Annotated in this window: 26 protein-coding genes; 11 read left to right on the top strand and 15 right to left on the bottom strand. The window is 39.4% G+C overall.

Annotation, left to right across the window (positions count from 1 at the left end):
• Positions 1–77 precede the first annotated feature (77 nt).
• Genes ACTF5Q_RS07715 through ACTF5Q_RS07705 form a run of 3 tightly spaced genes read left to right on the top strand, consistent with a single transcriptional unit; the run spans position 78 to position 2402 of the window.
• On the top strand, positions 78–947 hold the full coding sequence (locus tag ACTF5Q_RS07715; RefSeq protein WP_438954050.1) for a branched-chain amino acid ABC transporter permease: 870 nt from the start codon (positions 78–80) through the stop codon (positions 945–947).
• A 10-nt stretch (positions 948–957) separates the two neighbouring features.
• Complete coding sequence (locus ACTF5Q_RS07710) at positions 958–1701, top strand: ABC transporter ATP-binding protein (protein ID WP_438954049.1); 744 nt, start codon at positions 958–960, stop codon at positions 1699–1701.
• Positions 1701–2402 carry an ABC transporter ATP-binding protein gene (locus tag ACTF5Q_RS07705; RefSeq protein WP_438954048.1) on the top strand — a complete coding sequence of 234 codons (702 nt, stop codon included), beginning with the start codon at positions 1701–1703 and terminating at the stop codon, positions 2400–2402. Before ACTF5Q_RS07710 ends, ACTF5Q_RS07705 begins: the two co-directional genes overlap by 1 nt.
• Positions 2403–2462: 60 nt before the next feature.
• Here ACTF5Q_RS07705 and yghU read toward each other — a convergent pair whose 3' ends face one another.
• From yghU to ACTF5Q_RS07690, 3 genes are all read right to left on the bottom strand, one after another.
• Positions 2463–3326 (bottom strand): glutathione-dependent disulfide-bond oxidoreductase, encoded by an 864-nt coding sequence (yghU, locus tag ACTF5Q_RS07700; protein ID WP_438954047.1) that lies wholly within the window; start codon positions 3324–3326, stop codon positions 2463–2465.
• Between the two features lie 54 nt (positions 3327–3380).
• Positions 3381–5621, bottom strand: coding sequence for an NADP-dependent isocitrate dehydrogenase (locus ACTF5Q_RS07695; protein ID WP_438954046.1), 2241 nt, complete (start codon positions 5619–5621; stop codon positions 3381–3383).
• Positions 5622–5762: 141 nt separating this feature from the next.
• Entirely contained in the window at positions 5763–7760 is a 1998-nt protein-coding gene (locus ACTF5Q_RS07690) for a CocE/NonD family hydrolase (protein WP_438954045.1), read from the bottom strand.
• 144 nt (positions 7761–7904) lie between these two features.
• Between ACTF5Q_RS07690 and ACTF5Q_RS07685 the strand changes: the two genes are divergently transcribed.
• Complete coding sequence (locus ACTF5Q_RS07685) at positions 7905–8738, top strand: FAS1-like dehydratase domain-containing protein (protein WP_438954044.1); 834 nt, start codon at positions 7905–7907, stop codon at positions 8736–8738.
• 1 nt (position 8739) lies between these two features.
• On the opposite strand, the gene dnaJ is transcribed toward ACTF5Q_RS07685, so the two are convergent.
• Complete coding sequence (gene dnaJ, locus ACTF5Q_RS07680) at positions 8740–9870, bottom strand: molecular chaperone DnaJ (protein ID WP_438954043.1); 1131 nt, start codon at positions 9868–9870, stop codon at positions 8740–8742.
• 66 nt (positions 9871–9936) lie between these two features.
• Entirely contained in the window at positions 9937–11847 is a 1911-nt protein-coding gene (dnaK, locus tag ACTF5Q_RS07675; RefSeq protein ID WP_438954042.1) for a molecular chaperone DnaK, read from the bottom strand.
• Between the two features lie 258 nt (positions 11848–12105).
• Between dnaK and cysQ the strand changes: the two genes are divergently transcribed.
• Positions 12106–12900: a 3'(2'),5'-bisphosphate nucleotidase CysQ gene (cysQ, locus tag ACTF5Q_RS07670; protein ID WP_438954041.1), complete on the top strand. Its 795-nt coding sequence runs from the start codon at positions 12106–12108 to the stop codon at positions 12898–12900.
• Here cysQ and ACTF5Q_RS07665 read toward each other — a convergent pair.
• The 6 genes from ACTF5Q_RS07665 to ACTF5Q_RS07640 all read right to left on the bottom strand — a co-directional run bounded on the left by ACTF5Q_RS07665 (position 12897) and on the right by ACTF5Q_RS07640 (position 16642).
• Positions 12897–13361, bottom strand: a complete 465-nt coding sequence (locus ACTF5Q_RS07665; RefSeq protein ID WP_154032895.1) for a PTS sugar transporter subunit IIA — start codon at positions 13359–13361, stop codon at positions 12897–12899. The genes cysQ and ACTF5Q_RS07665 overlap by 4 nt on opposite strands.
• A 34-nt stretch (positions 13362–13395) precedes the next feature.
• Positions 13396–13962, bottom strand: a complete 567-nt coding sequence (hpf, locus tag ACTF5Q_RS07660; RefSeq protein ID WP_438954040.1) for a ribosome hibernation-promoting factor, HPF/YfiA family — start codon at positions 13960–13962, stop codon at positions 13396–13398.
• Positions 13963–14153: 191 nt separating this feature from the next.
• Positions 14154–14906, bottom strand: a complete 753-nt coding sequence (gene lptB / locus ACTF5Q_RS07655) for an LPS export ABC transporter ATP-binding protein (RefSeq protein WP_438954039.1) — start codon at positions 14904–14906, stop codon at positions 14154–14156.
• The gene (locus ACTF5Q_RS07650) at positions 14903–15397 is read right to left on the bottom strand and encodes an LptA/OstA family protein (RefSeq protein WP_438954038.1); all 495 of its coding nucleotides are present in this window, start codon (positions 15395–15397) and stop codon (positions 14903–14905) included. The genes lptB and ACTF5Q_RS07650 overlap by 4 nt, the downstream gene beginning before the upstream one ends.
• Positions 15398–15408: 11 nt before the next feature.
• Entirely contained in the window at positions 15409–16017 is a 609-nt protein-coding gene (gene lptC, locus ACTF5Q_RS07645; RefSeq protein WP_438954037.1) for an LPS export ABC transporter periplasmic protein LptC, read from the bottom strand.
• Positions 16018–16030: 13 nt separating this feature from the next.
• Entirely contained in the window at positions 16031–16642 is a 612-nt protein-coding gene (locus ACTF5Q_RS07640) for a ribonuclease D (protein ID WP_438954036.1), read from the bottom strand.
• A 135-nt stretch (positions 16643–16777) separates the two neighbouring features.
• Here ACTF5Q_RS07640 and ACTF5Q_RS07635 point away from each other — a divergent pair, with 135 nt between their 5' ends.
• Positions 16778–17233 carry a MaoC family dehydratase gene (locus tag ACTF5Q_RS07635; protein ID WP_438954035.1) on the top strand — a complete coding sequence of 152 codons (456 nt, stop codon included), beginning with the start codon at positions 16778–16780 and terminating at the stop codon, positions 17231–17233.
• Positions 17234–17235: 2 nt separating this feature from the next.
• On the opposite strand, the gene hemH is transcribed toward ACTF5Q_RS07635, so the two are convergent.
• A complete protein-coding gene (hemH, locus tag ACTF5Q_RS07630; protein ID WP_438954034.1) occupies positions 17236–18300 on the bottom strand; it encodes a ferrochelatase in 1065 nt (354 codons plus the stop codon).
• A 65-nt stretch (positions 18301–18365) separates the two neighbouring features.
• Positions 18366–19187, bottom strand: a complete 822-nt coding sequence (locus tag ACTF5Q_RS07625) for an SAM-dependent methyltransferase (protein ID WP_438954033.1) — start codon at positions 19185–19187, stop codon at positions 18366–18368.
• 131 nt (positions 19188–19318) lie between these two features.
• Between ACTF5Q_RS07625 and grxC the strand changes: the two genes are divergently transcribed.
• The 5 genes from grxC to ACTF5Q_RS07600 all read left to right on the top strand — a co-directional run bounded on the left by grxC (position 19319) and on the right by ACTF5Q_RS07600 (position 23209).
• Positions 19319–19576 carry a glutaredoxin 3 gene (grxC, locus tag ACTF5Q_RS07620; RefSeq protein ID WP_438954032.1) on the top strand — a complete coding sequence of 86 codons (258 nt, stop codon included), beginning with the start codon at positions 19319–19321 and terminating at the stop codon, positions 19574–19576.
• A gap of 3 nt (positions 19577–19579) precedes the next feature.
• Positions 19580–20416 carry a carbon-nitrogen hydrolase family protein gene (locus ACTF5Q_RS07615; RefSeq protein WP_438954031.1) on the top strand — a complete coding sequence of 279 codons (837 nt, stop codon included), beginning with the start codon at positions 19580–19582 and terminating at the stop codon, positions 20414–20416.
• Positions 20417–20418: 2 nt separating this feature from the next.
• Positions 20419–20850, top strand: a complete 432-nt coding sequence (locus tag ACTF5Q_RS07610; RefSeq protein ID WP_438954030.1) for a MarR family winged helix-turn-helix transcriptional regulator — start codon at positions 20419–20421, stop codon at positions 20848–20850.
• Between the two features lie 143 nt (positions 20851–20993).
• Positions 20994–22247: a Na+/H+ antiporter NhaA gene (locus ACTF5Q_RS07605; protein ID WP_438954029.1), complete on the top strand. Its 1254-nt coding sequence runs from the start codon at positions 20994–20996 to the stop codon at positions 22245–22247.
• Positions 22248–22348: 101 nt separating this feature from the next.
• Positions 22349–23209 (top strand): SDR family oxidoreductase, encoded by an 861-nt coding sequence (locus ACTF5Q_RS07600; RefSeq protein ID WP_438954028.1) that lies wholly within the window; start codon positions 22349–22351, stop codon positions 23207–23209.
• Positions 23210–23225: 16 nt separating this feature from the next.
• Here ACTF5Q_RS07600 and dxs read toward each other — a convergent pair whose 3' ends face one another.
• A complete protein-coding gene (gene dxs, locus ACTF5Q_RS07595) occupies positions 23226–25154 on the bottom strand; it encodes a 1-deoxy-D-xylulose-5-phosphate synthase (protein ID WP_438954027.1) in 1929 nt (642 codons plus the stop codon).
• 19 nt (positions 25155–25173) lie between these two features.
• Positions 25174–26040, bottom strand: a complete 867-nt coding sequence (locus tag ACTF5Q_RS07590) for a polyprenyl synthetase family protein (RefSeq protein ID WP_438954026.1) — start codon at positions 26038–26040, stop codon at positions 25174–25176.
• Position 26041 lies beyond the last annotated feature (1 nt).

Below are 26041 nucleotides of genomic sequence, written 5' to 3'. Positions count from 1 at the left end.
TGCAATTTATCAGATCATTTAAGTTTTTCATTTTAGCTTCTTTATTGGTCTTTCCTATCATTTTTAACCAAATCGGAATGTCATTCTATCTAGATTTAGCCACTCGTTTATGTATTTTGGCCATAGCAGCAGTTGGTTTAAACCTTATTCTCGGATATGGCGGTATGATTTCCTTTGGCCATGCCGCTTATTTAGGACTTGGCGCCTACGCTGTTGGAATACCTGCACACCACTGGCTTTATGGCGGATTAGATTTTCTAGCTACAACGAATGGATTTGTGCATATCTTAATTGCAATAGCGATTAGCGGATTGTTTGCATTGTTAACAGGACTAATATGTTTAAAGACAAAGGGTGTTTATTTTATAATGATAACGATGGCATTTTCACAAATGGCATACTATCTGTTTGTTTCAATTGAGGAATACGGAGGTGACGACGGTTTAGTTATTAACACTAGATCAGAGATACCACTGATTAACCTTGATGATCCAATCCAAATGTTTTTAGTTTCTTTTTCAAGTTTGATCTTTTTTATGTGGCTCGTTCATCTGATAACAAAGTCAAATTTCGGCTTGATTTTATCAGGAATCAAAGACAACGAAGCTCGGATGGTTTCACTCGGCTACAATGTTTACTTTCATAAATTGATAGCGTTTATATTTTCTGGAATTATTTGTGGTTTCGCTGGGGTTCTTCTAGGAAATTTTACTACTTTCATATCTCCCGAAATGATCGATTGGTCTAGATCTGGAGAATTGATGTTTATGGTAATATTGGGGGGTGTCGCAACGGTAATGGGCCCTCTTTTTGGTGCAATAGTGTTTGTCATTTTAGAAGAAGTTTTATCTTCAATTACAATTTATTGGCACCTTCCATTTGGGCTTCTTTTAATCACTGTAGTCCTGTTTTTTAGGGGTGGCTTATCCTCACTCTTTTCAAAGTAAGGTGCAAAGTGTGCAGAATATATTAAAAATAAAAAACTTGAATAAAAACTTTGGCGGTGTGATAGCGACAAAAAACCTCAACCTTTCCGTATTAGACGGAGACTTACATGCTATTATTGGCCCAAATGGGGCTGGGAAAACTACATTAGTTTCACAAATATTTGGACAAGTGTTCCCCGACAGTGGTCAAATTTTTTTTCAAAATATTGATGTTACACAAATTTCTGAATACAAAAAATCTCGGCTTGGGATTAATCGAACATTTCAAATTACATCAGTTATGAAATCAATGACGGTTTCTGAAAATATACAATTAGCAACTGACAAAATTAGAGAAAATTCGCTTGATTTTTTTACGACATTTACAAACAAAAGTTATGTTCTAGAAAAGATTGACTTTTGCCTTGGTCAGGTAGGACTAATTGAGGCAAATAATCAACCAGTTGCAAGTTTGAGCCATGGAGATTGTCGCAAACTAGAGATTGCTATGGCATTGGCTTCAGATGCAAAGCTCTTGCTACTTGATGAGCCTATGGCTGGTCTCGGTCCGAGTGAAACACAAGAAATGATCGCCCTACTAAACAAGCTGAAAGGAAAACAAACCATAATATTAGTAGAACATGATATGGATGCGGTATTTGCATTAGCAGACCGAATATCGGTCTTAGTTTCGGGTGAAATCATTGCAACTGGCGAGCCAAATAATATAAAACGCGATTCTAAAGTGCAGAACGCCTACTTGGGGGAAGCTTAATGTTAACGTTAAGCAATGTTGAAACACATTATGGACCCAGCCAAACATTATTCGGAGTGTCTCTAAATATTAAGCCGGCCGGCGTGTCGACACTTTTAGGGCGAAATGGGATGGGTAAGACTACAACCATAAGTTCAATAATGAATATCAAGTCCAAAACTAGTGGTTATGTTTCATTTAACGGACAAGATATAACTAATTTACCAAGTTTCAAAATCGCTAAATTAGGTATTGGCTTGGTGCCTGAAGGTCGGCAAATCTTTCCGAACTTAACGACACATGAAAACCTTATTGCAACTGCAAACATTACTAAAACGAAAAATCTAACTTGGACTTTAGAACATGTTTATGAGCTTTTCCCAGACCTAAAATCTCGTGCCAAATTCATGGGTAATTTGCTCTCAGGGGGTGAACAGCAAATGTTGGCAATTGGAAGAGCTCTGCTTACAAACCCTAAACTTTTAATATTAGACGAAGCGACCGAGGGACTTGCACCCATAATTCGAGAAAAGATCTGGGAAGCTCTAAGAAATATACGTGATAGTGGCATATCGATTTTAATTATCGACAAAAACTTGAAAGATTTATTAACTATTTCAGATAACCACAACATTATTCACAAAGGCAAAATAGTTTGGTCAGGATCATCCGCTCAATTAAGATCTTCTAAAGAAGTAACAAAGACATTTCTGGGTATCTAAAGAACCGAGTCTGTTAATTAAAGTTTTAAGAAACTTTATGGGCCCAAAAAAACTTGACTCTCAATATGTGTCAAAATCAAGTGCCTCAAAGTCGGTTTTACTGTGTCTTTCGAGCAAATACTGATTTGGAATTTCTGATTTCCGATTTATTCGCTCACCACGCATCACTGCTGGCCTAGAGCTTAAATTTTTTGCCCATCTAAGTACGTTGTGATAATCACCAACTTGTAAAAAATCAGCAGCGCCGTATTGCTTGCCTAAGACTAAACGACCATACCAGGGCCATATCGATATGTCCGCAATGCTATATTCATCGCCAGTTATAAATTCTTTTTTGGATAATTCACGATCAAGAACATCAAGCTGACGTTTGACTTCCATCGAATAGCGATCAATTGCATACTGTATTTTCTCTGGCGCATACACATAAAAATGACCAAACCCACCTCCAAGGTACGGCGCACTAGACATCTGCCAAAAAAGCCAATTGAGAACTTCTGTACGTTGATCGCCGTGTGTCGGTAAAAAGGAATTAAACTTTTCAGCAAGATACAAGAGTATAGCCCCCGATTCGAAAACCCTTTTAGGCTCATCTCCAGAATTATCTAAAAGAGCCGGAATTTTAGAATTTGGATTAATATTTACAAAATCTGAGCCAAACTGTTCCCCTTTCCCAATACTAATCAACCAAGCATCATATTCTGCATCGCTATGACCCATTTCTAAGAGTTCCTCAAACATAACAGTAACTTTTATACCGTTTGGAGTTCCTTGAGAATATAATTGAAAGGGGTGTTGACCAATAGGTAAGGTTTTATCATGTGTTGATCCAGCTGTTGGGCGGTTAGTGGATGCAAAAGTTCCACCATTTTCATTCTCCCACTTCCAAATCTTTGGCGGGAAATAATCTATAGGATAATTCACAACTGATCCTTACTTTAGAAATTAATCTACCACATAAATTTTAAATTTTTCGTCTCAGTGAAACTTAATATTAGGTAGCATATCATCAATGATTGAATTCATTGTAGGAGATGGTCGCATAATCTTTGCTACCTTTTCTTTATCTGGATGATAGTATCCGCCTAAATCAACTTCGAGTCCTTGAGTACTATCCAGCTCATTAAGGATTTTTGTGGTATTGTCCTTTAACATATTATAAACCGAGGTGAAGCGTATTGCCAAATCGTAGTCTTCTTTTTGCTCAGCTAGTGCTTTCGCCCAATAGAGAGCAAAAAAGAAATGACTGTGTCGATTGTCTGTCTCGCCAAGCTTTCGACCAGGAGACTTATTGTTATCCAATATTCCTTGCGTTGCTGTTTCAATAGCCGACCCAAGGGTCGCAGCTTTTTTATTTTCAGAATTAGCCGCTAGAAAGTTAAAACTCTCTCCTAAAGCACAAAATTCGCCTAAGCTATCCCATCGTAAATGGTTTTCTTCTTGTAATTGCTGAACATGTTTTGGGGCTGAGCCACCTGCTCCAGTTTCAAAAAGGCCCCCTCCATTCATTAGTTTTACAATAGATAACATCTTTGCTGAAGTGCCCAGCTCTAAAATTGGAAACAAATCAGTTAGGTAATCACGAAGAACATTACCAGTAACCGCAATACTATCTTCTCCTTTAGTAATTGTCTCAAGAGTGACTCTTGTAGCTTTTCTTGGCGACATAATCAAAAATCTGTCACGTATTCCTTTTCTATTTAGAACCTGTTCTACAATAGGAATTAACTGCGCATCATGAGCCCTATTTTGGTCAAGCCAAAATATTGCCTGCGCATCAGTGGCTACCTGACGCTCTATAGCAAGATTAATCCAATCCATAATAGGTGCTTTATTTACTGAACATGACCGCCAAATATCACCAGATTTAACCTCATGCTCATGCAGGATAGTGCCATTTTCGAGGATATAACGAACAGTTCCATCTCTCGGAATTTCAAACGTGGTAGGATGACTGCCGTATTCCTGAGCCTTTTGTGCCATTAACCCGACATTAGCAACGGTGCCTGAAGTTGAAGGTTCCAAAGCACCTTTCTCTTTAAAAAATTTTATTGTCTCTTCGTAAACGGGGGCATAAGAATTATCAGGAATAACACATTTAGTATCTTTCGTAGATCCATCAGGGCCCCACGCTATTCCTCCAGCTCTAATTAAAGCTGGCATAGAGGCATCGATTATAACATCGGAAGGAACATGTAAATTTGTTATTCCTCGTTCACTATCGACCATATACAGATCTGCTTCTTTCTCAATAATAGCATTAAAGTCTTGCGTGATTTTTGAGTCGTGCGATACACGTTCTAATATCTCACCAAGCCCTGAATTGGGGCTCACGCCCAACTCATCTAGAACTTTTCTATGTCTTTTAAAAACATCTTTAAAAAAAACAGAAACAACATGACCAAAAATAATTGGATCAGAAACCTTCATCATAGTAGCTTTTAAGTGAACGGAAAAAAGTACATCCTGCTTTTTTGCGTCCTTAATTTCATGTAACAGAAAAGCGCGAAGGTCTGCTACAGACATAAAAGTTGCATCAACAACTGTACCGCTTTCTAATTTTATATCTGTTTTTAAATCCTTTATATTTCCCTCTAAATCAGTAAATTCGATCCTTGCAAAACCGGCCTGACTTTCTTTAATAGTCGCAGATTTTTCATTATCGAAAAAGTCATTCCCATCCATTGATGAAACATGGGTAGCAGAACTTGATCTCCATTTACCCATGAAATGCGGATTGGCCATAGCATATTTCTTTACTGCTTTAGCTGCGCGGCGGTCAGAATTCCCCTCTCTTAAAACAGGATTAACAGCTGACCCCTTTATTGTATCATAGAGCTTGCGTACGCTGATTTCATGCTCTGTTGATGGTTCATAAGGATAATCAGGTACAGCAAAACCTTGTGACTGTAACTCCTTTATGGCCGAAACCAGTTGTGGGACTGAGGCCGATATATTTGGGAGTTTAATTACATTAGCTTTTGGGCTTTGAACTATTTCGCCAAGCTCTTTTAGCCCATCATTCTGTTCTTGTTCATCCTTTAAATACTTACCAAAAGTCGCCTTGATTCTTCCTGCTAGAGAAATATCCTTACTTCCAACATTGATACCTGCCGATGCCGCGAAAGATTGAACAATTGGAAGCAAAGAAGCACTGGCAAGCTCTGGTGCTTCGTCTACAATTGTATACAATATGTCTGGGTTGGAACTGTTCGACATTTAAAATTAACCTTTCAATTGTAGAAAATAGTGCAATTTATAGGTTCAGTGCACGGATATACCAAGCAAAACTCTGCACTGCTGCGCTTAAGACATTTGTTAAAGAATTTCAATTATAATATTGGCGTAATTAATAATTTCCTAATGTCCCAACCTTTGAATCTCTTCGTTAAATTCCTTCTCAAATACTAAATCTCTATTATGAAATGCAGCAATAGAGGCCTTAATATAAAAGTTTTCATAGTCACTCCACATTTCTGCATGGGTCTCAGTCCTAATGGACCAGTCTGCTCTACCAATTTCTTCCGTCCAATGAGTACGGCCGCGTGCAGAAAGCGGGTCATCAGGATGTATTGACCACCATTCTCTCGCAACAGATCCTGTAATAAGACCATGCGCTTGATCTATTTTTTTACCAAAATCATCAATTATTTCTGTGGTAACAATTCCTGATTTCAAATCACGTTTCACATTTCTTTGATTTCCACCCTCTCTTATAGTTTCAATCTTCCAAGGTTTCCCCAAAACAGCTGGCTGGAACCTGCGTTCGTCTAAATCGCCATGTGATGAAATTGAAAGATCAAGTTGGCCCTGAACAAGCGTTAGGGTGCCAATATCAGGCATCGGCCAAAGTAAAGGCCAATAACAATTTGATATTGAGATCCTTATTTTGTGACCTTTGGGAACCCTGTAGGCTATTTGATCAAGTGTGACCTCAATATCCATCAATTCGTTTGGTATAATAGCAAAAATTTTTTCGTGGCCATTTCTATGTGATAAGTTCATGCAACCATATGTTATTCTAGTCGACGCCCCGTCAGGATGAATATGGTTGAGTCTAACTATTATTTGACCAGATTTAACATCACTTTTTATTTTAAGTCGGATTATAGGTGCACCTATAATATCAAGTCTTTCAGTTAATATTTCACTATCGTAACACTTCGATAGACTATCATCTCGTCTTTGATCACCAGGCATTTCTGGGCCAAGCCAGATTGCGCAATATTCTCCTCCATCCAAACCACAATCTTGTGGTGAACAAACAATATGATTTAGATCTTTAGTTTTATTATATTCAATAAGTTTAGAATTCTCAGTTAAACTGAAGGTATTGATCGTTGGCCCATCTGGCCAACTACCTTCATTTACCCAAACTCCAGGTCTTTCCGTATACCAAGATTGCGGTCTTACACCCTCCATTAAATAAACTGTATATTTTGGGTCTTCTTCTACTCCCGTTTCTAAGTCTTTCAACCATCGGTCCCACCACCTTAAAGCTTCTTGCAAAAATCCAATTTTTGGTTCGGGACTCGCAAAGTGAGGATACTTGTGAACCCACGGCCCAACGACACCTTTAACTGGCACCTTGATATTAGTAACCAGATGCGACACTGCATTTTTGTAAGCATCTCCCCAACCACCTATAGCTAGAACAGCTGCCTGGATCCCATCGTAATTTTCACAGACAGAGCCGTGCTTCCAATAACTATCACGAGTTTGATGCTTAAGCCATTTTATAGGTAAAAATGGCTCTTCTCTTAAGCGCTTATTCCACATAGTAGCCCATTCATCTCCAACAAGCATTGGATCAGGAGGCCTTGAGGAATAAGACCACATTGTCGATCCCCAACCTAAGTTTTCATTTAACAAACAACCGCCTTTATAATGAATATCATCTGCATAGCGATCAACTGTAGAACATAGTGTAATTATTGCCTTTAAGCGTTCAGGCGCACGTTCTGCTATTTGTAGAGAGTTGAAGCCACCCCAGCTGATCCCCATCATTCCAACTTTCCCGGTACACCAAATCTGAGCTGCAAGCCAATTTATAACCTCAACGCCGTCATTTAGTTCACTCTCTGTGTACTCATCCTCCATTATCCCATCACTATCACCATTCCCTCGCATATCAACTCTCACACAAGCGTACCCGTGCGAAGCAATAAATGGATGAGTCAGACAATCGCGAGCAACAGTGCCATCTCTTTTTCTGTAAGGCAAATACTCTAGGATTGCTGGTACTGGATGAATTTCACTATTTTTTGGCATCCATATACGGGAAGACAATCTGCATCCATCCGAAAGAATAATTCCTTGATCTTCTATTTCCTTAATTTCGAATAAATCATTTTTCATTTCTCATAACCCCAAGACTTTGCAGTTGCCAAACAATATACTAAGAATGTACCAATACTATGTTAATAATCAGTTGGTATAAAATGGATTAATTTTGCTTTCAGTATCGTAAAATTAATCATTATTGAGTTTAGTCGGTTTATAATGGGTAATTCAGAGTACTCTAAATGGATAGGGAAAACACAAGAAAAAAATGATAAGTTACTACCATTTCCGGCACAGTTTATGGAAAATACGCTCAACCGAGATGCTACGTTTACTGAAGGAAAGGAATTACCGCCATTATGGCACTGGCTTTATTTTTTAGAGTCAGAAAAACTTTCTAACTTAGGAAGGGATGGTCATCCAAAAAAAGGCGGGTTTTTACCACCGGTGAACTTACCGAGGCGAATGTGGGCAGGTGGACGCTTTTGGTTCAAAAAACCGTTATTAATTGGGCAAGACAGCCTAAAAAAGTCAATAATCTTATCTATACAGGAAAAGAATGGGAGCTCGGGACAATTGTGTTTTGTGACAGTGAAACATGAATATTTCCAAAATGAAACTCTCTGCTTGATAGAAGAGCATGATATTGTTTATCGCGAGGATCCAAAAGAAAATGATAAACTTATTGATGGGGTTATTGCCTCAACAGACTGGGATATTTGTGAGGAAATTACCCCTTCAAGCACTTTACTATTCAGGTACTCAGCACTGACCTTTAATGGTCACCGTATCCATTATGATAATGAATACGCTATTAATACTGAAGGATATAATGGATTGGTTTTTCACGGGCCTTTAATAGCCACTTTACTGATAGACTTGTCTATGCGCTTGAGTCAAAAAACACCCTCATATTTTGAATTCAGAGGAGTTTCACCAATATCAGGACCAAATGCATTTTCAATTGCGAGCAAAAAGCAAGGTGACGAAATTATTTTATCGGCTATTAAAAAAAATGGAACTTTATCAATGAAAGCAAAAGCAGTCTATTAAACTAACCCTTCATCGACTCCCAAAAGGTTTTAACAGAGGAAAAAAAACTATTTGTCTCAGGATTGTTATCCTCAGAAAGTTCCTCAAACTCCTGCAACAATTCTTTTTGCCTGGCAGTCAAATTAACCGGTGTTTCAACTGCCATTTCAATAAACATATCACCTTTCTGAACTGTTTTTATGGCAGGCATACCTTTACCCTTTAATCTCATCTGTCGTCCCGACTGACTGCCGGCTGGAATACGTACTCTACTGCGCCCACCATCTATTGTAGGTACCTCTACCTCTCCACCAAGGCTCGCTTTTGCCATTGAAACTGGAACTCGGCAAAAAAGATTGAGACCATCTCGCTCAAAAATTTTATGCTTAGAAACTTCTATGAAAATATATAGATCACCAGAAATGCCACCTCTCGGACCGGTCTCACCCTCACCTGCGAGACGAATTCGGGTTCCAGTTTCCACACCTGGTGGAACATTTACGCTCAGAGCTCTATCCTTCTTTTGCGTACCCTGTCCTCCACAAGAAGAACAGGGATTTTTAATTATTTGCCCTGCTCCAGAACAAGTTGGGCAACCTCTTTCAACTGTAAAAAAGCCTTGGGTTGCGCGGACCTTGCCCATCCCAGAACACGTTGGGCATGTAGTCGGTGAAGATCCACCTGCAGCGCCGGTGCCATTACAAGATCCACATGCAACAGAAGAAGGGACATTTATTGTTTTTTGCAGTCCGGCAAAAGCGTCCTCAAGCGAAATTGATAAGTTATAACGTAGATCTGACCCGCGTGACTGTTGCTTACGACCACCACGGCCACCACCCATGAAGTCACCGAACAGATCATCAAAAACATCAGAGAAAGCACTAGAGAAATCTCCACTTCCGCCGAAACCTGGACCTCCACCTCCGCTTTCAAATGCAGCGTGACCATACCGATCATATGCCGCTTTTTTCTCTGCATCCTTTAGGACTTCATAAGCCTCATTCACTTCCTTGAATTGAGCTTCAGCATTCGGATTGTCTGAATTTCGATCTGGATGAAGTTCTTTAGCTTTTGTTCTATAAGCCTTTTTAATCGCGTCTTTTTCAGAGCCTTTTGGAACACCCAGTACGTCGTAGTAATCACGCTTTGACATAAAAGGCGCCCCTTTCAATGAATGCTTTCATCAAATTAAATTCAGCCGTAAAAAGGCATTTGTTCATTACGAACGTTGCTCATCATCAAGATCTTCAAAATCTGCATCAACGATGTTGTCGTCAAAATCAGCACTACCAGGTTCTTTATCAGAGTTTTCACCGTCTTCTTGGCTAGCTTTATATATTGCTTCGCCTAATTTCATGGCTGCTTCTGTTACATTCTGAATTCCAGATTTTATTTTACCCGCGTCCTCAGTTTCCAATTCTTCCTTTAATGCCGAAATGGCTAATTCAATAGCTTCAATAGTTGTCGGATCTACTTTGTCGCTATGTTCTTCCATAGATTTTTCTGTAGAGTGAATTAAGCTCTCAGCCTGATTTTTAGCTTCGATTAACTCTCGACGCTCTTTATCTGCTTCAGCATTTTCCTCGGCATCTTTAACCATATTTTCAATATCTTCATCTGAAAGACCGCCAGAAGCCTGAATGGTTATATTCTGTTCCTTGCCAGTACCCTTATCTTTTGCAGAAACAGATACAATACCATTAGCATCAATATCAAAGGCGACTTCGATTTGGGGCATACCACGGGGAGCTGGGGGAATATCTTCCAAATTAAATTGCCCAAGAATCTTATTGTCTGTAGCCATTTCTCGCTCCCCTTGGAAAACTCGAATTGTCACAGCATTTTGATTGTCTTCCGCAGTAGAAAACACTTGAGATTTTTTAGTTGGTATAGTCGTGTTTCTATCAATTAATCTAGTAAATACGCCACCTAAAGTTTCAATTCCAAGTGACAAAGGAGTAACGTCCAAAAGTACTACATCTTTAACATCACCCTGAAGTACGCCAGCTTGTATTGCTGCACCCATTGCCACAACTTCATCTGGGTTAACACCTTTATGAGGATCCTTTCCAAAAAATTTAGTCACCTCTTCCATCACTTTGGGCATACGTGTCATTCCACCAACAAGAACAATTTCGTCTATATCAGAAGTCGACAAACCGGCATCTTTCAAAGCTGCCTGACATGGTTTTATTGATGCCTTTATCAAGTCACTCACCAAACTCTCAAGCTTAGCTCTCGTTAGTTTAATAACCATATGAAGTGGTTGGCCGGTACTAGCGTCCATAGAAATAAATGGTTGGTTGATTTCTGTTTGACTAGCTGATGAAAGCTCAATCTTGGCCTTTTCTGCCGCCTCCTTGAGGCGTTGAAGCGCCATTTTATCTTTCTTTAAATCAACGCCATTTTCCTTTTTGAATTCATCTGCAAGGTAGTTAACGATCCTCATGTCAAAGTCTTCACCGCCGAGGAAGGTATCACCATTTGTAGATTTCACCTCAAATAGGCCATCATCAATCTCCAAAATAGTAACATCAAATGTACCACCGCCTAAATCATAGACCGCAATCGTTTTGCTCTCATTTTTATCTAAACCATACGCCAAAGCAGCTGCTGTTGGCTCATTTATAATTCTTAGAACCTCAAGACCCGCTATCTTACCAGCATCTTTTGTTGCTTGCCTCTGAGCATCGTTAAAATAGGCAGGAACTGTAATAACAGCCTGTGATACCTCTTCGCCCAAATAAGCCTCTGCAGTCTCTTTCATTTTTTGCAATATAAAAGCTGAGATTTGAGATGGACTATATTTTTCACCTTGAGCCTCTACCCAGGCATCACCGTTGCCCCCATCAATAACGTTAAAGGGGAGGTTTTTTTTATCTTTCTCCAAATTGGAGTCATCAACACGACGGCCAATGAGGCGCTTAACCCCAAAAACTGTATTTGTTGGATTTGTAACGGCTTGGCGTTTAGCTGGCTGCCCTACCAATTTTTCATTATCTGAAAATGCCACAATAGATGGGGTTGTTCTTGCTCCTTCTGCATTTTCTATGACACGCGGCTGAGAACCATCCATTATAGCCACACAACTATTAGTTGTCCCTAAGTCAATTCCAATTACTTTTCCCATTACTTTTCCTCATTATTTCCGTGGCCTCTTGAGAAATTCGACCATGCTCGAATTAGTGTAGTATTTAGACCTTGTTGGTTTTTGATCAATCGAGGTTTATATAGGTAGCCTTTGGCAAAGCTTCAACCACATCCCACATTTTATGTAAAATTTAATTGAGTAGTAACAATTGAATAATTTTATACGATCAATTAACTAAATTTACTTAGATAACGTGAAAATTAGTCAGATATTTGAATTTCAGGAAAGTCATAAAGATTGGATTACTTTAAGTTAACCGAAGTATTTCGCGATTTAGCATTACAAGCCGGTGATGCAATTATGGAAATTTATTCTCACGATAATATTGCAATCGAAACGAAACTTGATGCTAGCCCCGTAACAAATGCCGATAAAACAGCAGACGCCATTATTTACAACGGGTTAAAAGAGGCTTTCCCTGATCTGGATGTTGTTACTGAAGAAAAATCAGAAAGCCATTATTTACGAAAAAAGAATTTTATTTTGGTTGATCCTCTCGACGGCACAAAAGAATTTATTAATAAAACGGGAGAATTCACAGTTAATATAGCCTATATTCAAAATAATTCTCCGACCCATGGTGTTGTATATGCGCCAGCAGTTAAGCGCTTGTTTGCCACCGATCAAAATACAAAATCTTATGAAATTATATGGCCAGCCGGCAAAACAGGGAAAATCTTAAATAAACCGCTCCAAGTTTCAGTCCCAGACCCAAACGCTCTAACAGTCGTAGCATCAAAATCCCATATTAATCCCGAAACAAAAAAATATATCGAAAAATATTCGATCTCAAATAGTAAAAATGCTGGATCTTCTCTAAAATTTTGCCTTATCGCAGCTGGTGAGGCTGATTTATATCCAAGATTGGGGCGAACCATGGAATGGGATACAGCAGCGGGTCATGCAATACTCCTTGGTGCGGGCGGGCACGTAACAAATCTTTCAACAAAAGAACCGCTTTATTATGGCAAACCAGGTTTTGAAAATCCATTTTTTATCGCTCATAGCGATAAAGGCATAATTAAAAATTAAGCTGCCTGTATTTTCTGATTTTCCGTTAAAATGGTGAAAAGGGTTTGCGGATCTGGGTTTGCCCTGAGTTTAGCACAAATAGAATTATCTCTGAGTGTCCGTGACACAATTGCTAATGCCTTCAAATGATCTACGCCAGCATTTTCAGGAGCAAAAAGTCCAAAAATTATGTCAACGGGTAACTTATCAACTGAACCAAAATCTACAGGCGACTCGAGCAAGATAAACGCTCCACAAACTTGGTCTACATCTATTGATCTAGCGTGTGGCAGGGCTACACCATGCCCTACTCCAGTTGGCCCCAGCTTCTCACGCTCAAGTAATGCTTCTAGCAAAGCCTCACTGCGCATATTATAGCAGTTGGCGGCCAACTGAGCCATATCATGAAGCACGCGTTTCTTACTAGATGCCGCTGCTACTACCTTTACAGCTTCCGGCTGAAGCAAATCGTAGAGTTCCATTTCCGCGACTATTCCTTAAAAATCCCAATATTTTTTACTTTGGCTCAACCCAGCCAATATTTCCGTCGTCCCTTTGATAAACAATACTCACAAGTTTGTTTGCATCATTTTTAAACACGAAAAAATCTTTACCTGAGATCTCCATTTGCATCACAGCCTCCCCAACGGATAATTTTGGTATCGTTGTCTCAGCTTCTGCAATAATTATTGGCTGTAGAGTTTCTGGCTCTGATTCTTCGTTTTCATCTTCTGAAGCGAGGATATATGATGAAGCAGAAGAAAGTTCAACCGGTGTTGTTCTTGTAGCATGATGGTCTTTCAGTCTTCTTTTATAGCGACGTAATTGTTTTTCCATCTTTGCTGCACAATTATCAAATGATGCATATATTTCATTTTCATGCGACCGAGCTTGTGCCGTTAGACCCGTCGATAAATGAATAGTAGCTTCACATACAAACTCGTGACCACTTTTAGAGAAAACAATTATGGCGTCGGTTGGACGTTCTGCGTATTTTGAAACTACGTCGTCAATTTCGTCTTTAACATGCTGCTGTAATGCCATACCAATGTCAATTTGCTTTCCAGAAATTTGGTAGCGCATATTTACTCCTTTCATGGACAAATAAACTAGTGATCAAAGCTACGCTCTGCAAACAGCTTTGAAACCTTTTGCTAAATAATAAGGGTTCTTCTTGATATCGACATCTAGTCAAGGCATGCATCAGCCGATATCATGTTATCTTTTATTAAAATGGACCGTGCATTTAGTGTCAATTAAAATTGTCATAAATTTTATAAGATTTTAAAATTATCGCCTAAATAAACTCGCCGCACATTTTCATTTGAGACGACCTCATCTGGCGAACCAGCCATCAATACTTTTCCATCGTGTAAGATGTATGCGTGAGACACTATATCAAGCGTTTCACGCACATTGTGATCTGTGATTAAAACTCCAATTCCACGATCCTTTAAATCGTGAACCAAAGATCGTATATCTGATACAGAAATAGGATCTACACCAGCAAATGGCTCATCTAAAAGTAAATATTTTGGATTCGCAGCGAGCGATCTTGCTATTTCAACTCGCCGGCGTTCTCCTCCAGATAAGGCAAGCGCTGGAGCAGTCCTTAAGTGTTCTATAGAAAACTCTGCCATAAGCTCTTCAAGTCTTTCTCTTCGCTTATGAATATCTTTCTCAGATATATCCAGAATCGCCATTATGTTTTCTTGAACATTTAAACCCCTAAAAATAGACATCTCTTGAGGCAAATACCCTATGCCTAGCCGTGCTCTTCTGTACATAGGCAATGCGCTTATGTCTGCTCCATCCAGAGATACTTTGCCACCATCCGACTGAATCAGACCCGCTATTGCATAGAAAGATGTCGTTTTTCCTGAACCATTCGGGCCAAGCAGGGCGACTACTTCTCCCCTTTTTACGGATAGAGAAACATCCTGAATTATAGTTTTTTTCTGATAACTTTTTCGTAAACCTTTAACTACTAAACCAGACTGTAAATTTTCAGAAATTAACTTGGTCATTCACCGGAACCTTCTTGTTTTGTGGGCAATAAAGTTGTTTGCACATTACCAGTCATTGAAGCAGAACCAGTTTCAGTGTTAATGACAACCTTGTCTGCTGTAACTGTGCTTCCGGATTGTGAGAAATGCACCTCACCTGAAAAAGTGAGTTGACCTTCTATAAAGTTATAAATTGCTTCATTTCCCCTAGCAATATCATTACCACTCTTTAAAACGACATTTCCGGAAGCATAGAATCTTTCTAATTCGTTTGTATCAACGTTAAATGAAACTTCTGCATAATCGGATGACAGAACTGTATTGCCCTGTATTATACTTACACTTCCTTTCATTTCACTCGTTCCAGTTTCTTGATTGAAAGATAAGGTATTAGAAGAAAAAGAGATTGGCTCGTTTCGGTCATTTGCTATACTACCGAAGCCTCCATCAGTATTATCTGATAGTAAATAGCTCGGTAAAATAATGAGTATGAGTAAGAAAGCTTTGATCATTTATCTCTATATTAGATTTTTTCCGGCAGATAATCTACCAAAACCCTATCACTGAACCACACTTGGATTGGCGCTTGGGGAGTTTTTCTCTTTATTTCCATTTTTCCCGCATAAATCTTACCCATAGGAGACAAACCTTCAACTGGGCCTTCTCCGAATATGTAAGTTCCATCTGTTGAAATGCGCAATTCTGGAGCAGATAATCTATAACCAGATGAGCTAGATATTAAAACTGAGCCAGACATCTTGAGTAGGTTTTCAGAATATAAATATCGCCCGAATTGCGCTGTTGCTTCAATTTCTAGGCCATTTATACTTTTTACCTTTGCGCTAACCGTCTTCATTTCAAGCACCTTTTGGCCCTCAAAGCCCTCAACAGCTGATTGTGCAGACAATGAAAGCTCATCTCCGGCATCAGTTTGTCCTGAATAATAAAGTTTATTTATTTGTTGCTTTGAAAGTTCCTCTGCAAACTCATTATTATCAAATGGCAAAACTGCTTGCGCCGCCTGATCTCTAGACAAAAGAAACATCGCAATAATTAAACTCACTCCAAAAAGGGGTAAAACAATTTTTAAGAAATTTATTACGCGAAAATATACTATATCATAAGTAGCCAAGTGCTTATCCACCCTAATGTGCAAATATATCAGTCTCGGGCCATCCGGATAAATCGAGTTTTGCACGTGTAGGTAAAAAATCAAAGCATGATTTTGCCAAGTCAAGTCTTCCCTCTCTCTGCAGGCGAAGATCGAGCTCGTCCTTCAATTTATGAAGATATAAAACATCTGAAGCGGCGTATTCAAGTTGCGCATCTGTTAATGCGTCAGCACCCCAATAACTTGATTGCTGCTGTTTGGAAATATCAGTATCAAGTAGCTCTTGTAATAGATTTTTTAGACCATGCCGATCAGTGTAAGTTCGTACTAATTTACTCGCAATTTTAGTACAATAAACAGGTCTAGTAAGAACACCAAAAGCGTTTAACAGAGCTGCTATATCAAAACGCGCAAAATGAAAGACTTTCAATATTTCTTCATTACTTAACAATCTACAGAGATTTGGGGCAGAGTTTTGTTCAACTTCAATTTGCACCATATGAGCAACTCCGTTACCGCTAGACAATTGAACCAAACATAATCTATCTCTATTAAAGTTCAGACCCATTGTTTCGCAATCTATTGCGACAAGAGGCCCAAGATCTAAATCATCCGGCAAATCACCTTTATGAAGTATATTGGTCACGGTAATAATCCTATCTCTTTCATCATCAAGCAATAAACACTATGATGATTGGAAGCAACTATTTGAAGAGCTTTACCGCAAAATAACGCCATCCGAAATAGGGTTTGATGCCAAACAGCGAAGTTAAGATTTAGAATGACTACCCCAAGCATTACAAAATTACTCACTTGGAAAAAAAATAAAGAGTGGACGTCAAAATGGTTCCAAGTCAATCAGGAACTCATAAATTCTTTTGCGAAAGTTACGCACGACAACCAATATATTCATATAGATCCAAACAAGGCTAAAGATACTGAATATGGGACAACAATTGCACATGGATTTCTAACTATGTCCCTACTCTCCGCAATGTATTACGACGCTATACCCCAAATAGAGGGTCTAAAAATGGGCATAAATATAGGTTTTGATAGACTAAGGTTTTTAGCACCGGTCAAATCTACCGATAAGATCCGAGGGGTCTTTAAACTCTCAAAAATTACTGAAAAGAGCCCTGATGTTATAAAATTAACCTGGAGCACTAAGGTTGAAATAGAGGGAAATGCGAAACCTGCGTTGTTAGCGATCTGGATTGAGAGACAGTATTTTTAATACTATATCCACCCCGATAAATTGTTTTCAATAATTTTGCAGAGCGCACCTATATGCGAAGGCTCATCGTTTAAACAAGGAATGTATAAGAATTCACTGCCACCAGCCTCCTCAAAGCTCTCTTTTATTTCCTCGTTAATTTCTTCAAGTGTTTCAATACAGTCTGCTGAGAACGCGGGCGCAATTACTGCAATATTTTTTATCCCGTCCTCTTTAGCTAATCTTGCCACCTCCTCAACAGTATAAGGTTTCAACCATTCTTCTGGACCAAATTTAGACTGAAAGGTTGTAACAATATCGGTATCAGACCAACCAAGGCGCTCTTTGAGGAGCCGCGTAGTTTTCTGACATTGACAATGATACGGGTCACCTCCTTGCACTAGGTAACGACGCGGAACACCGTGGTATGAACAAACTAAAATTTCTGGTTTTTTATCAGCCTTTTTATAAGCAGTTTCTACTGACTTGGCCAACGCGTCGATGTACTGAGAATTATCAAAATATGGTGAAACGGTTCTAACAGATGGCTGCCATTTCTCATTCATGAGGGCTCTGAAAAATTGATCATTAGCAGTAGCACTTGTAGCACCTGCATAGTGGGGATAGAGCGGAAAAAATAGAATTTTGTTGCACCCCATACTAACCAAGGATCGGACACGTGATTTTGTTGAAGGATTGCCATAGCGCATACAGAAATCCACAGCCACATTTTCTCCATATTTCTCATGCATAATCTTCTTAATTGCAGCTGTTTGAGCTTTAGTTATTGTCATCAATGGACTTTCTGACTCAGTTTCATTCCAAATTGACTTATAGGCAGCACCAGACCTAAACGGCCTTGATGTAAGGATAAGCAATTGTAGCAAAGGCTGCCAAAGAAAAGGGGAATAATCGATTACCCTTCTATCCGATAAAAATTCATTTAAGTATCTTCTCATTGACCAATAATCATAGTTATCAGGTGTGCCTAAATTGGCAACCAAGATCCCAATTTTTTGCTTTGGAACTTTTGGATGGTCTTCGTCTGCGTACTGTGGTGTCTCGAGTGGCGTTGAAGTATCAAACATTTCTTTCCTTCAGAGCTAATAATCAACTTTTTCAATTAATTGACATAAAACATTTATCACCATGGTCAATCCGGTAAGCTGGTTTCTTTTGACTGCAGGGCATCAGCCAAGCGCATTTTTGCACTTCCCGGCCTGAGTGGCTTTTGTTGACCAGGGTCCGGTGCCCAACCTGTGAGATAAATATGTTCATAAGTTGCACTTACCATATCGTCTGATTTAGAGAAATTCCTGTGGTATAACTCAGATGCTAGTCGAAAAACACTACGTTTTGTGAAATTCTTTGTCCTATTTATGAGCACATTTGTCTCAGCCATTGCACGCAAATCGTGCAGCAAAGTATAAAAATCTTTATAGAGACACTCAGTAATAGAACTATCTGCTACCGGCAAAGCAAACCCCGCTCTTTGAATAAGCGAGCCAAGATCACGAATTTCAGCCATAGGCATTAACCTTGGATGAATTCCGCCTGATAATGTTGTTTCTGCCTCTATCAGCACATCACGTAGCTCATTTAATGTAGTTCCACCTAAGCATACAGCAATCATCAAACCGTCACCTTTAAGGGCAAGCCTTAGTTGGATTAGCTGGCCCACGGGATCATTAGCCCAATGTAATGCCATACCATGTATTACAAGATCATATTTGCCACGTTTTAAATTTAGATTTTCGCTATCTTCGATAACGGTAGCCGATGGAAATGCTTTGCGCCAAATCGTTGATAGACCCGTTACAATAGCAATTGATTGAAAATCTCTATTAATATTACTAAGTCTGTCTTTAACCTCTGATATGGCAAGTTCGTGGAGAAAATATCCACCACTATCAACGGCCCTATTTCGGTTCATCTTCAATGCCGTTCGATCAACTAACATCTTAGGGTTATTCATTAAAATATTGCCCAACATGAGAATAAAATTCTGAAATTGATAAATTTATCAACAGCATTTAGTACTAAATAAACCGTAACTAAATAACAAGATCATAACATTAAACCAAAATAAACCTGAGACTTTTTAAAGTGAACAAGATTACAATATATCTAACCCAAACATGTGGATTTTGTCATGCCGCAAAAAGATTACTGGAAAAGAGAGGCATTTCCTATGAGGAGATCGATATTTCATCTGATCTTGAAGGCAGGGGAGAAATGATGAGAAAATCAAATGGGATGCGAACCGTACCGCAAATATTTTTGAATAATAAACATGTCGGTGGTTTCTCCGAATTGTATACCCTCCAACAATCTGGTGAACTTGAAAAATTGTTGAAAGATTAACCAATGTGGAAAGGCGCGCTTTTTCAATTATCCTCTACAGAAGATCCCAAAGAAAACTTAGAAATCATAAATAAAATGATTAATATAGCTGCAGCTAAAAATGTAGATTTTATTGCGTTGCCAGAGACTGCAAATTGCATTTCAAACTCTAAAACACATCAAGACAAAGTACTACAAGTAGAGGAAGAAGATATTACCCTGGCAAGTTTAATCAAAGCTGCCAAAAATAAGTCTCTCAATATATTAGTGGGCTCGCTAGCTCTCAAACATAATAAAAGCGGACATAAATTAATAAATCGGTCTTTCTTTATAGACACCTCAGGTAGAATTTTAGCAAAATACGATAAACTTCACATGTTTGACGCTAGCGTATCATACTCAGAAAAATATAATGAGAGCTCAAGATTTGCGGCAGGGGAAAAAGCGAAAGTCGTTTCAACTGCCCTCGGAAAATTTGGTTTGAGCATATGCTACGATATCAGATTTCCCCATCTTTACAGAGATCTTTCTAAACGGGGAGCGCAGATATTAACAGTACCTTCTGCATTTACAGTGCCAACAGGTAAGGCTCATTGGGAAATACTTTTGCGCGCGCGAGCGATAGAAAACGGTGCTTTCGTAATTGCTCCAGCGCAAACTGGAACACATAATTTTTCCAATGGCGGAGACAGAAAGACATATGGCCACTCAATGGCAGTCGACCCATGGGGGACTGTTCTGGTAAATGCGACTAATGGTGTAAATAGTTTATCATACTTTTCGTGTGATCTATCTAAGGTGACAACAGTTCGTTCTAAATTGCCGTCATTGACGCATGATTGTAAGTATAGTTATGAGTAGTTATGGATAGCGAAAACTCATTGGCAGTATCACTTTTTGGAGAAATCCTTGCTCTGGATCAGTTGGTGCGTGCTCGATTAGCTAAGGTCTTACCTAAAGGAATGGAACTATCCCATTTTTCAGTATTAAATCAATTGAGCCATACTAAGATTGAAAGAACACCAGCTCAAATTGCAAAAAGTTTCCGTGTTACAAGAGGGGCAATTACAAATACTCTTAATAAATTGGAGTTATCAGGATATATACATATACGACCCGATTGGGACGACGCAAGACGGAAAATGGTCAGCATTAGCCCCGCTGGTATCGTAGCAAGAAACAATGCATTGGCAGCCGTTACACCGATCATAAACCAATTAATAAGCGAAATGGGGGAAGAACGCTTGAGGGCGATTGTTCCCATCTTAAGAGACCTAAGACAAAAATTTGAGTAAAATCAAACTTGATTTGGACTGAGCTACACCTAGCTACAGCCTATCTATGATATATTCGGTGAATGAATTACTGATTTTATTGTAGCACTTGATACAATGAATATTTGTTGATAGTCAGCCACAAAAATAAGGTGTGTGTTTTTATGTATCGCGTTTGGAATTTTTTAACTAATTACTCGCTGCTCCTCATTATTGGAGCAATTGTAGCGCTTATTTGGGCTAACACGAATCCAATAAGTTATCACCATTTTGTGGATTACATTATTTGGGATTATTCCCCAATCGGCCACTACCATGATGGCCATCGAACTCTGACCTTACATTACTTAGTGAATGATATTCTCATGGCTCTATTCTTTGCAATTGCGGCTAAAGAAGTTTGGGAAGCTATTATTCTTGAAAACGGAAGCCTAAGAGGCAAAAAAGCAGCTACGCCATTGTTTGCGACTGCGGGGGGGATGTTTGGACCAATAGCAGTCTATCTTGGTATGGCTATGATGCTTGGCTCTGACACTTACAATGCGGTTGCAAATGGATGGGCAATCCCAACAGCTACCGACATAGCTTTTTGTTATCTTGTGGGACGATTAGTGTTTGGTGCTGGCCATCCCGCAGTAAGCTTTTTATTACTTCTGGCCATTGCAGACGATGCAGCTGGATTAATCATTTTAGCTATTTTCTATCCCTCTGGAGAACTGGCTCCCGAATGGCTTTTGTTGTCTGCTGGCGCTGCTCTTTTGGCTTATCTAGTATTCAATTGGCTTCCTGGAAAACTTGACGCTGACGACCCAACCAAAGCAAAAGCAACCTGGGTTCGTAAAAATTTGTCTTTTTGGCCATATGCTATTGCTGGATGCATAAGTTGGTATGGTTTTATGCGTTCAGGTTTACATCCAGCATTAGGGCTACTCCCTATTGTTCCAGCAATACCTCATGCAGATCGAGCGTTTGGGTTCTTTGACCAAGCAGAGGAACACGTTCATGATCTTCTCAATACTATGGAGCACGCTCTTAAACATCCAGTCGAAGTGGTGCTTTTCTTCTTTGGCTTGCTAAATGCCGGCGTGGAATTTTCTGCCATTGGCGATGCAACTTGGCTGGTTCTAGCTGGTCTGATAATTGGAAAACCGATTGGTATATTTTTATTTGGGTGGCTTGCCGCAGTTCCACTAAAACTGGGAATGCCTGAAGGCTTAAGGTTGGTTGATCTTGTAGTCATTGGATTTGTCGCAGCAATTGGTTTTACAGTTTCATTATTTGTGGCAACTGTCGCTTTTGAAGCAGGACCTGTGCAAGATGCTGCAAAGATGGGGGCCTTGTTTAGTTTCGCAGCCGCAATTTTATCCATAATCGCTGGTAAAGTTACAAAAGTTGAAAAGAAAGAACTAGAAGTCTGAACCATCAAGAATATTCTGGTATTATGCTTTGCTTCAGTTAGTATTGCCCGATAAAATTTTATCTTTAACGGTTGAGAATTGATCAGTTAGTTATTCGCACTATGAAACGTCCATGTTTATTGATTTTCGGACTTGGCTACACGGCAAACGCATTAGTAGATTATTTAAGAGATAAAAATTGGGAGGTTTGGGGCACAACCAGAAGTGCTCTAACGGCCGATTTGCTCAGAAAAAAAAATATAAACGCACTATTGTGGTCAGATGAGTCAGAAATCAAATCTGCTATCAACCGTTCAGACTATATTTTGCACTCAATAGCTCCAACCGAAGTTGGAGATCCTGTTTATAAAAAATTTGCAGAGCAAATCATTTCAAGGTCTAAACAACTTTCATGGTTTGGATACCTCTCTACAACTAGCGTTTACGGTAATCACGACGGAAATTGGGTCGATGAAAAAACACCAGTTAATCCATCAAACAACAGAGGGCGTCTGAGGTTAGAGGCCGAAAACAGATGGGCCAGCATAGACAATTTACCCATACATATATTTCGTTTAGCCGGCATTTATGGTGTGAACCGAAATCCATTAGATAAAATTAGGTCAGGCAAAGCACAGTTGATAAGTAAACCAGGACAATTTTTTAGTCGGATCCATGTTGAAGACATTGCAAGGGTTTTGAAAGCATCAATAGATATGCCAAACTACGGTTCAATATATAATGTATGTGATGATATGCCTGCAGCACAAGATGAAGTCTTAGACTATGCAGCAAAACTAATTAACTATCCTGATCTTCCAAAAGTTGTTTTTGAAGAAGCAGACATGACCCCGATGGCCAGAAGTTTTTATGCAGACAACAAACGCGTTAAGAATGATCTTATTAAAAGAGAATTTAAACTCACTCTAAAATATCCAGACTTCAAGTCCGGCCTCGATACATTAGCTGGCAAACTAGACTAGGAGCGATTTATCGCTCTCATGCTAATTTTGAATTAATCTTAGAAATACCCAGTGTTGCTAATACTTTGTTCACAATATGCTCAGAATTCATTTCGGCTACGTTATACATATCCGACTGGCTCGCTTGGTCTATAAAAACATCTGGAAGAAACATGGATCGAAACTTTAGCCCACGATCTAAAAAGCCTTTTTCTGCTATATGTTGCGCAACATGAGACCCAAAGCCTCCAACCGCGCCTTCTTCAACAGTAATTATAACTTCATGTTCAGAGCATAAAAGTTGTATTAAATCATGATCAAGTGGTTTAGCAAATCGAGCATCTGCAACTGTGATATCGAAACCCATTGGTCGTAAAAGTTCGGAAGCCTTTAGGACTTCTTTTAAACGAGTACCAAAACTTAATATAGCAACTTTGTTACCATTATTAATTACCCGACCCTTACCAATTTCTAATAAATCTCCAGCTTTTGGCAGCTCTACTCCAACACCCTCTCCTCTGGGATAACGAAGTGCTATTGGGCCTTCACTATATTCCGCAGCTGTCTGTACCATATGGATAAGCTCTGCTTCATCAGAAGGCGCCATAACAACAAATCCAGGTAGGTTCGCGAGAAAGGAAATATCAAAACTTCCTGCATGAGTAGCCCCATCGGCACCAACCAGACCTGCCCGATCAATCGCAAACCTAACTGGTAGTCTCTGTATTGCCACATCATGGACAACCTGATCATACCCTCTTTGAAGGAAAGTCGAATAAATTGCACAAAAGGGTTTCATACCGCCAGCCGCCAGTGCAGCAGAGAAGGTTACCGCATGTTGTTCAGCTATTCCAACGTCAAAACATCTAGAAGGGTATCTCTCCGAAAAAAGTTTCAATCCGGTTCCATCCGGCATTGCTGCAGTAATTGCACAGATTTTATTATCCTTAGAAGCAAGATCCAGCAACGCATTTGAAAAAGCAGATGTATAACTGATTGCATTTGACTTGCCTTTGTCCTGTTTACCAGTAACTAAATCAAATTGCGCAGTTGCATGACCCTTATCATCTGCATTCTCTGCGGGAGCAAAACCTCGGCCTTTTTTTGTGACTGCATGGATTAAAATTGGGCCAGATGCCCTTTCTTTTACAGTTCTCAAGACAGGCAACAATTGATCTAAATCATGGCCATCAATCGGGCCAATATAAGAAAAACCTAAAGCTTCAAACATTGTGCCACCAACAGCCATACCCTTCAGTAAATCTTTTGCCCGCTTAGCTCCATCCCGAAAAGGTTCTGGCAAAAAACTTATAGCACCCTTGGCAGCTGCTTTTAAATCCTGAAAGGGAGCTCCTGCATAAAGTTGCGATAAATAACTCGAAAGTGCGCCAACTGGTGGTGCTATCGACATTTCGTTATCGTTCAAGATAACTATTAATCTTTTGCCTAAGTGGCCTGCATGGTTCATAGCCTCATAAGCCATACCTGCAGACATTGCGCCGTCACCAATTACAGCAATGGCATCTCCAAGCCCAGATATACAATTACCACCTAAATCGTGAGCGACTGCGAAACCCAAGGCGGCACTTATCGAAGTGCTTGAATGTGCTGCACCAAAAGGATCATATTCACTTTCACTTCTTTTTGTGAAACCACTAAGACCATTTTTTTGTCTCAATGTTCTTATTCGGTCACGCCGGCCAGTTAGGATTTTATGTGGGTAAGCTTGGTGACTTACGTCCCAGATAATCTTATCTTTGGGAGCATCAAATACATTATGAAGTGCAACGGACAACTCAATTACACCTAAGCCAGCACCTAAATGGCCACCAGTCTCAGAGACGGCAGAAATAGTTTCTTTACGTAATTCATCTGCCAAGAACTTAAGTTCTTGATCAGTAAAACGTTTTAAATCAGCAGGTATTTGTACCTGGTCCAACATTGGAGTATCTGGCCTTTGGCTCATTCGCTGCCCCCGGTTTAATTCATTTATTGCGCGAAATAACGAAACTTGCCAACTGTCGCAAGTTCTTTGCTTTAACACCGTATGGTACTAACGCTTCATGCGCTTTATCTATCAAGAATGACGAATGTTTTTTAGCAGTATCCATTCCAAGCAGCGATACGAAAGTAGCTTTACCCGCATTATTATCCTTGTTTAAACGCTTTCCAACCTTCAATGGATCACCTTCAACGTCTAAAATATCATCGATAATTTGAAACGCCAAGCCAACTGATTTGGAGTATTCTAAAAGGGCACTGGGGTTTTCCCCATTCATAACTGCTCCAGAGCAAGCTGACCATTCGATCAGTGCACCAGTTTTCATCCTTTGCATTCTAATAATATCATCTAAATTTAGAGCTGTATCGGATGTTTCTGCTAAAATATCTAATGCCTGCCCAAGCACCATGCCGCCAGCACCAGATGCTAACGACAATTGGTGAATTAATTTTTGTCGGTATTCATCCCGAATTCTAAAACTTGGATCACTTAGAAGTTGAAATGAAAATGTTTGTAATGCATCTCCCGCAAGAATAGCTGTTGCCTCGTCCCATTTTTTGTGAACAGTTGGCTTACCACGTCTCAGGTCATCGTCATCCATTGCTGGCAAATCATCATGAACAAGAGAATAAGCGTGCATTGCTTCAATTGAGCAAGCCGCCCAAATCGATTTAGAAAGATCAATATCAAAAAGTTTTGAGGACTGATTTACTAAGTAACCTCTAAGCTTTTTACCTCCCAACAGAGCATATTGCATGGCGTCATTTAAACAGCTACTGTCGAAGGATTGAAAAACAAATTTAAAGTGTTCGTCTATTACAGATGAGTTAGTCTTTAATTCCTTATCCAAA

It is taken from the genome of Candidatus Salinivivens marinus, from assembly GCF_965655845.1.
Taxonomy (GTDB): domain Bacteria; phylum Pseudomonadota; class Alphaproteobacteria; order Rhodobacterales; family Rhodobacteraceae; genus Salinivivens; species Salinivivens marinus.
Note: the sequence above shows the minus strand (reverse complement) of the source record. Positions and strands in the feature narration are given on the sequence as shown.

Excerpts from the sequence above, each read along its gene's own strand:
- ACTF5Q_RS07605 (WP_438954029.1), top strand. The coding sequence starts at position 20,994 with ATGTATCGCGTTTGGAATTTTTTAACTAATTACTCGCTGCTCCTCATT.
- ACTF5Q_RS07635 (WP_438954035.1), top strand. The coding sequence starts at position 16,778 with ATGACTACCCCAAGCATTACAAAATTACTCACTTGGAAAAAAAATAAA.
- ACTF5Q_RS07610 (WP_438954030.1), top strand. The coding sequence starts at position 20,419 with ATGGATAGCGAAAACTCATTGGCAGTATCACTTTTTGGAGAAATCCTT.
- dnaJ (WP_438954043.1), bottom strand. The coding sequence starts at position 9,870 with ATGTCAAAGCGTGATTACTACGACGTACTGGGTGTTCCAAAAGGCTCT.
- ACTF5Q_RS07650 (WP_438954038.1), bottom strand. The coding sequence starts at position 15,397 with ATGATCAAAGCTTTCTTACTCATACTCATTATTTTACCGAGCTATTTA.
- ACTF5Q_RS07665 (WP_154032895.1), bottom strand. The coding sequence starts at position 13,361 with ATGGAACTCTACGATTTGCTTCAGCCGGAAGCTGTAAAGGTAGTAGCA.
- ACTF5Q_RS07615 (WP_438954031.1), top strand. The coding sequence starts at position 19,580 with ATGTGGAAAGGCGCGCTTTTTCAATTATCCTCTACAGAAGATCCCAAA.
- ACTF5Q_RS07625 (WP_438954033.1), bottom strand. The coding sequence starts at position 19,187 with ATGAATAACCCTAAGATGTTAGTTGATCGAACGGCATTGAAGATGAAC.
- ACTF5Q_RS07695 (WP_438954046.1), bottom strand. The coding sequence starts at position 5,621 with ATGTCGAACAGTTCCAACCCAGACATATTGTATACAATTGTAGACGAA.
- dnaK (WP_438954042.1), bottom strand. The coding sequence starts at position 11,847 with ATGGGAAAAGTAATTGGAATTGACTTAGGGACAACTAATAGTTGTGTG.
- ACTF5Q_RS07685 (WP_438954044.1), top strand. The coding sequence starts at position 7,905 with ATGGGTAATTCAGAGTACTCTAAATGGATAGGGAAAACACAAGAAAAA.
- ACTF5Q_RS07690 (WP_438954045.1), bottom strand. The coding sequence starts at position 7,760 with ATGAAAAATGATTTATTCGAAATTAAGGAAATAGAAGATCAAGGAATT.
- dxs (WP_438954027.1), bottom strand. The coding sequence starts at position 25,154 with ATGAGCCAAAGGCCAGATACTCCAATGTTGGACCAGGTACAAATACCT.
- hpf (WP_438954040.1), bottom strand. The coding sequence starts at position 13,962 with ATGCGCTACCAAATTTCTGGAAAGCAAATTGACATTGGTATGGCATTA.
- ACTF5Q_RS07705 (WP_438954048.1), top strand. The coding sequence starts at position 1,701 with ATGTTAACGTTAAGCAATGTTGAAACACATTATGGACCCAGCCAAACA.
- ACTF5Q_RS07600 (WP_438954028.1), top strand. The coding sequence starts at position 22,349 with ATGAAACGTCCATGTTTATTGATTTTCGGACTTGGCTACACGGCAAAC.
- hemH (WP_438954034.1), bottom strand. The coding sequence starts at position 18,300 with ATGTTTGATACTTCAACGCCACTCGAGACACCACAGTACGCAGACGAA.
- ACTF5Q_RS07715 (WP_438954050.1), top strand. The coding sequence starts at position 78 with ATGTCATTCTATCTAGATTTAGCCACTCGTTTATGTATTTTGGCCATA.
- lptB (WP_438954039.1), bottom strand. The coding sequence starts at position 14,906 with ATGACCAAGTTAATTTCTGAAAATTTACAGTCTGGTTTAGTAGTTAAA.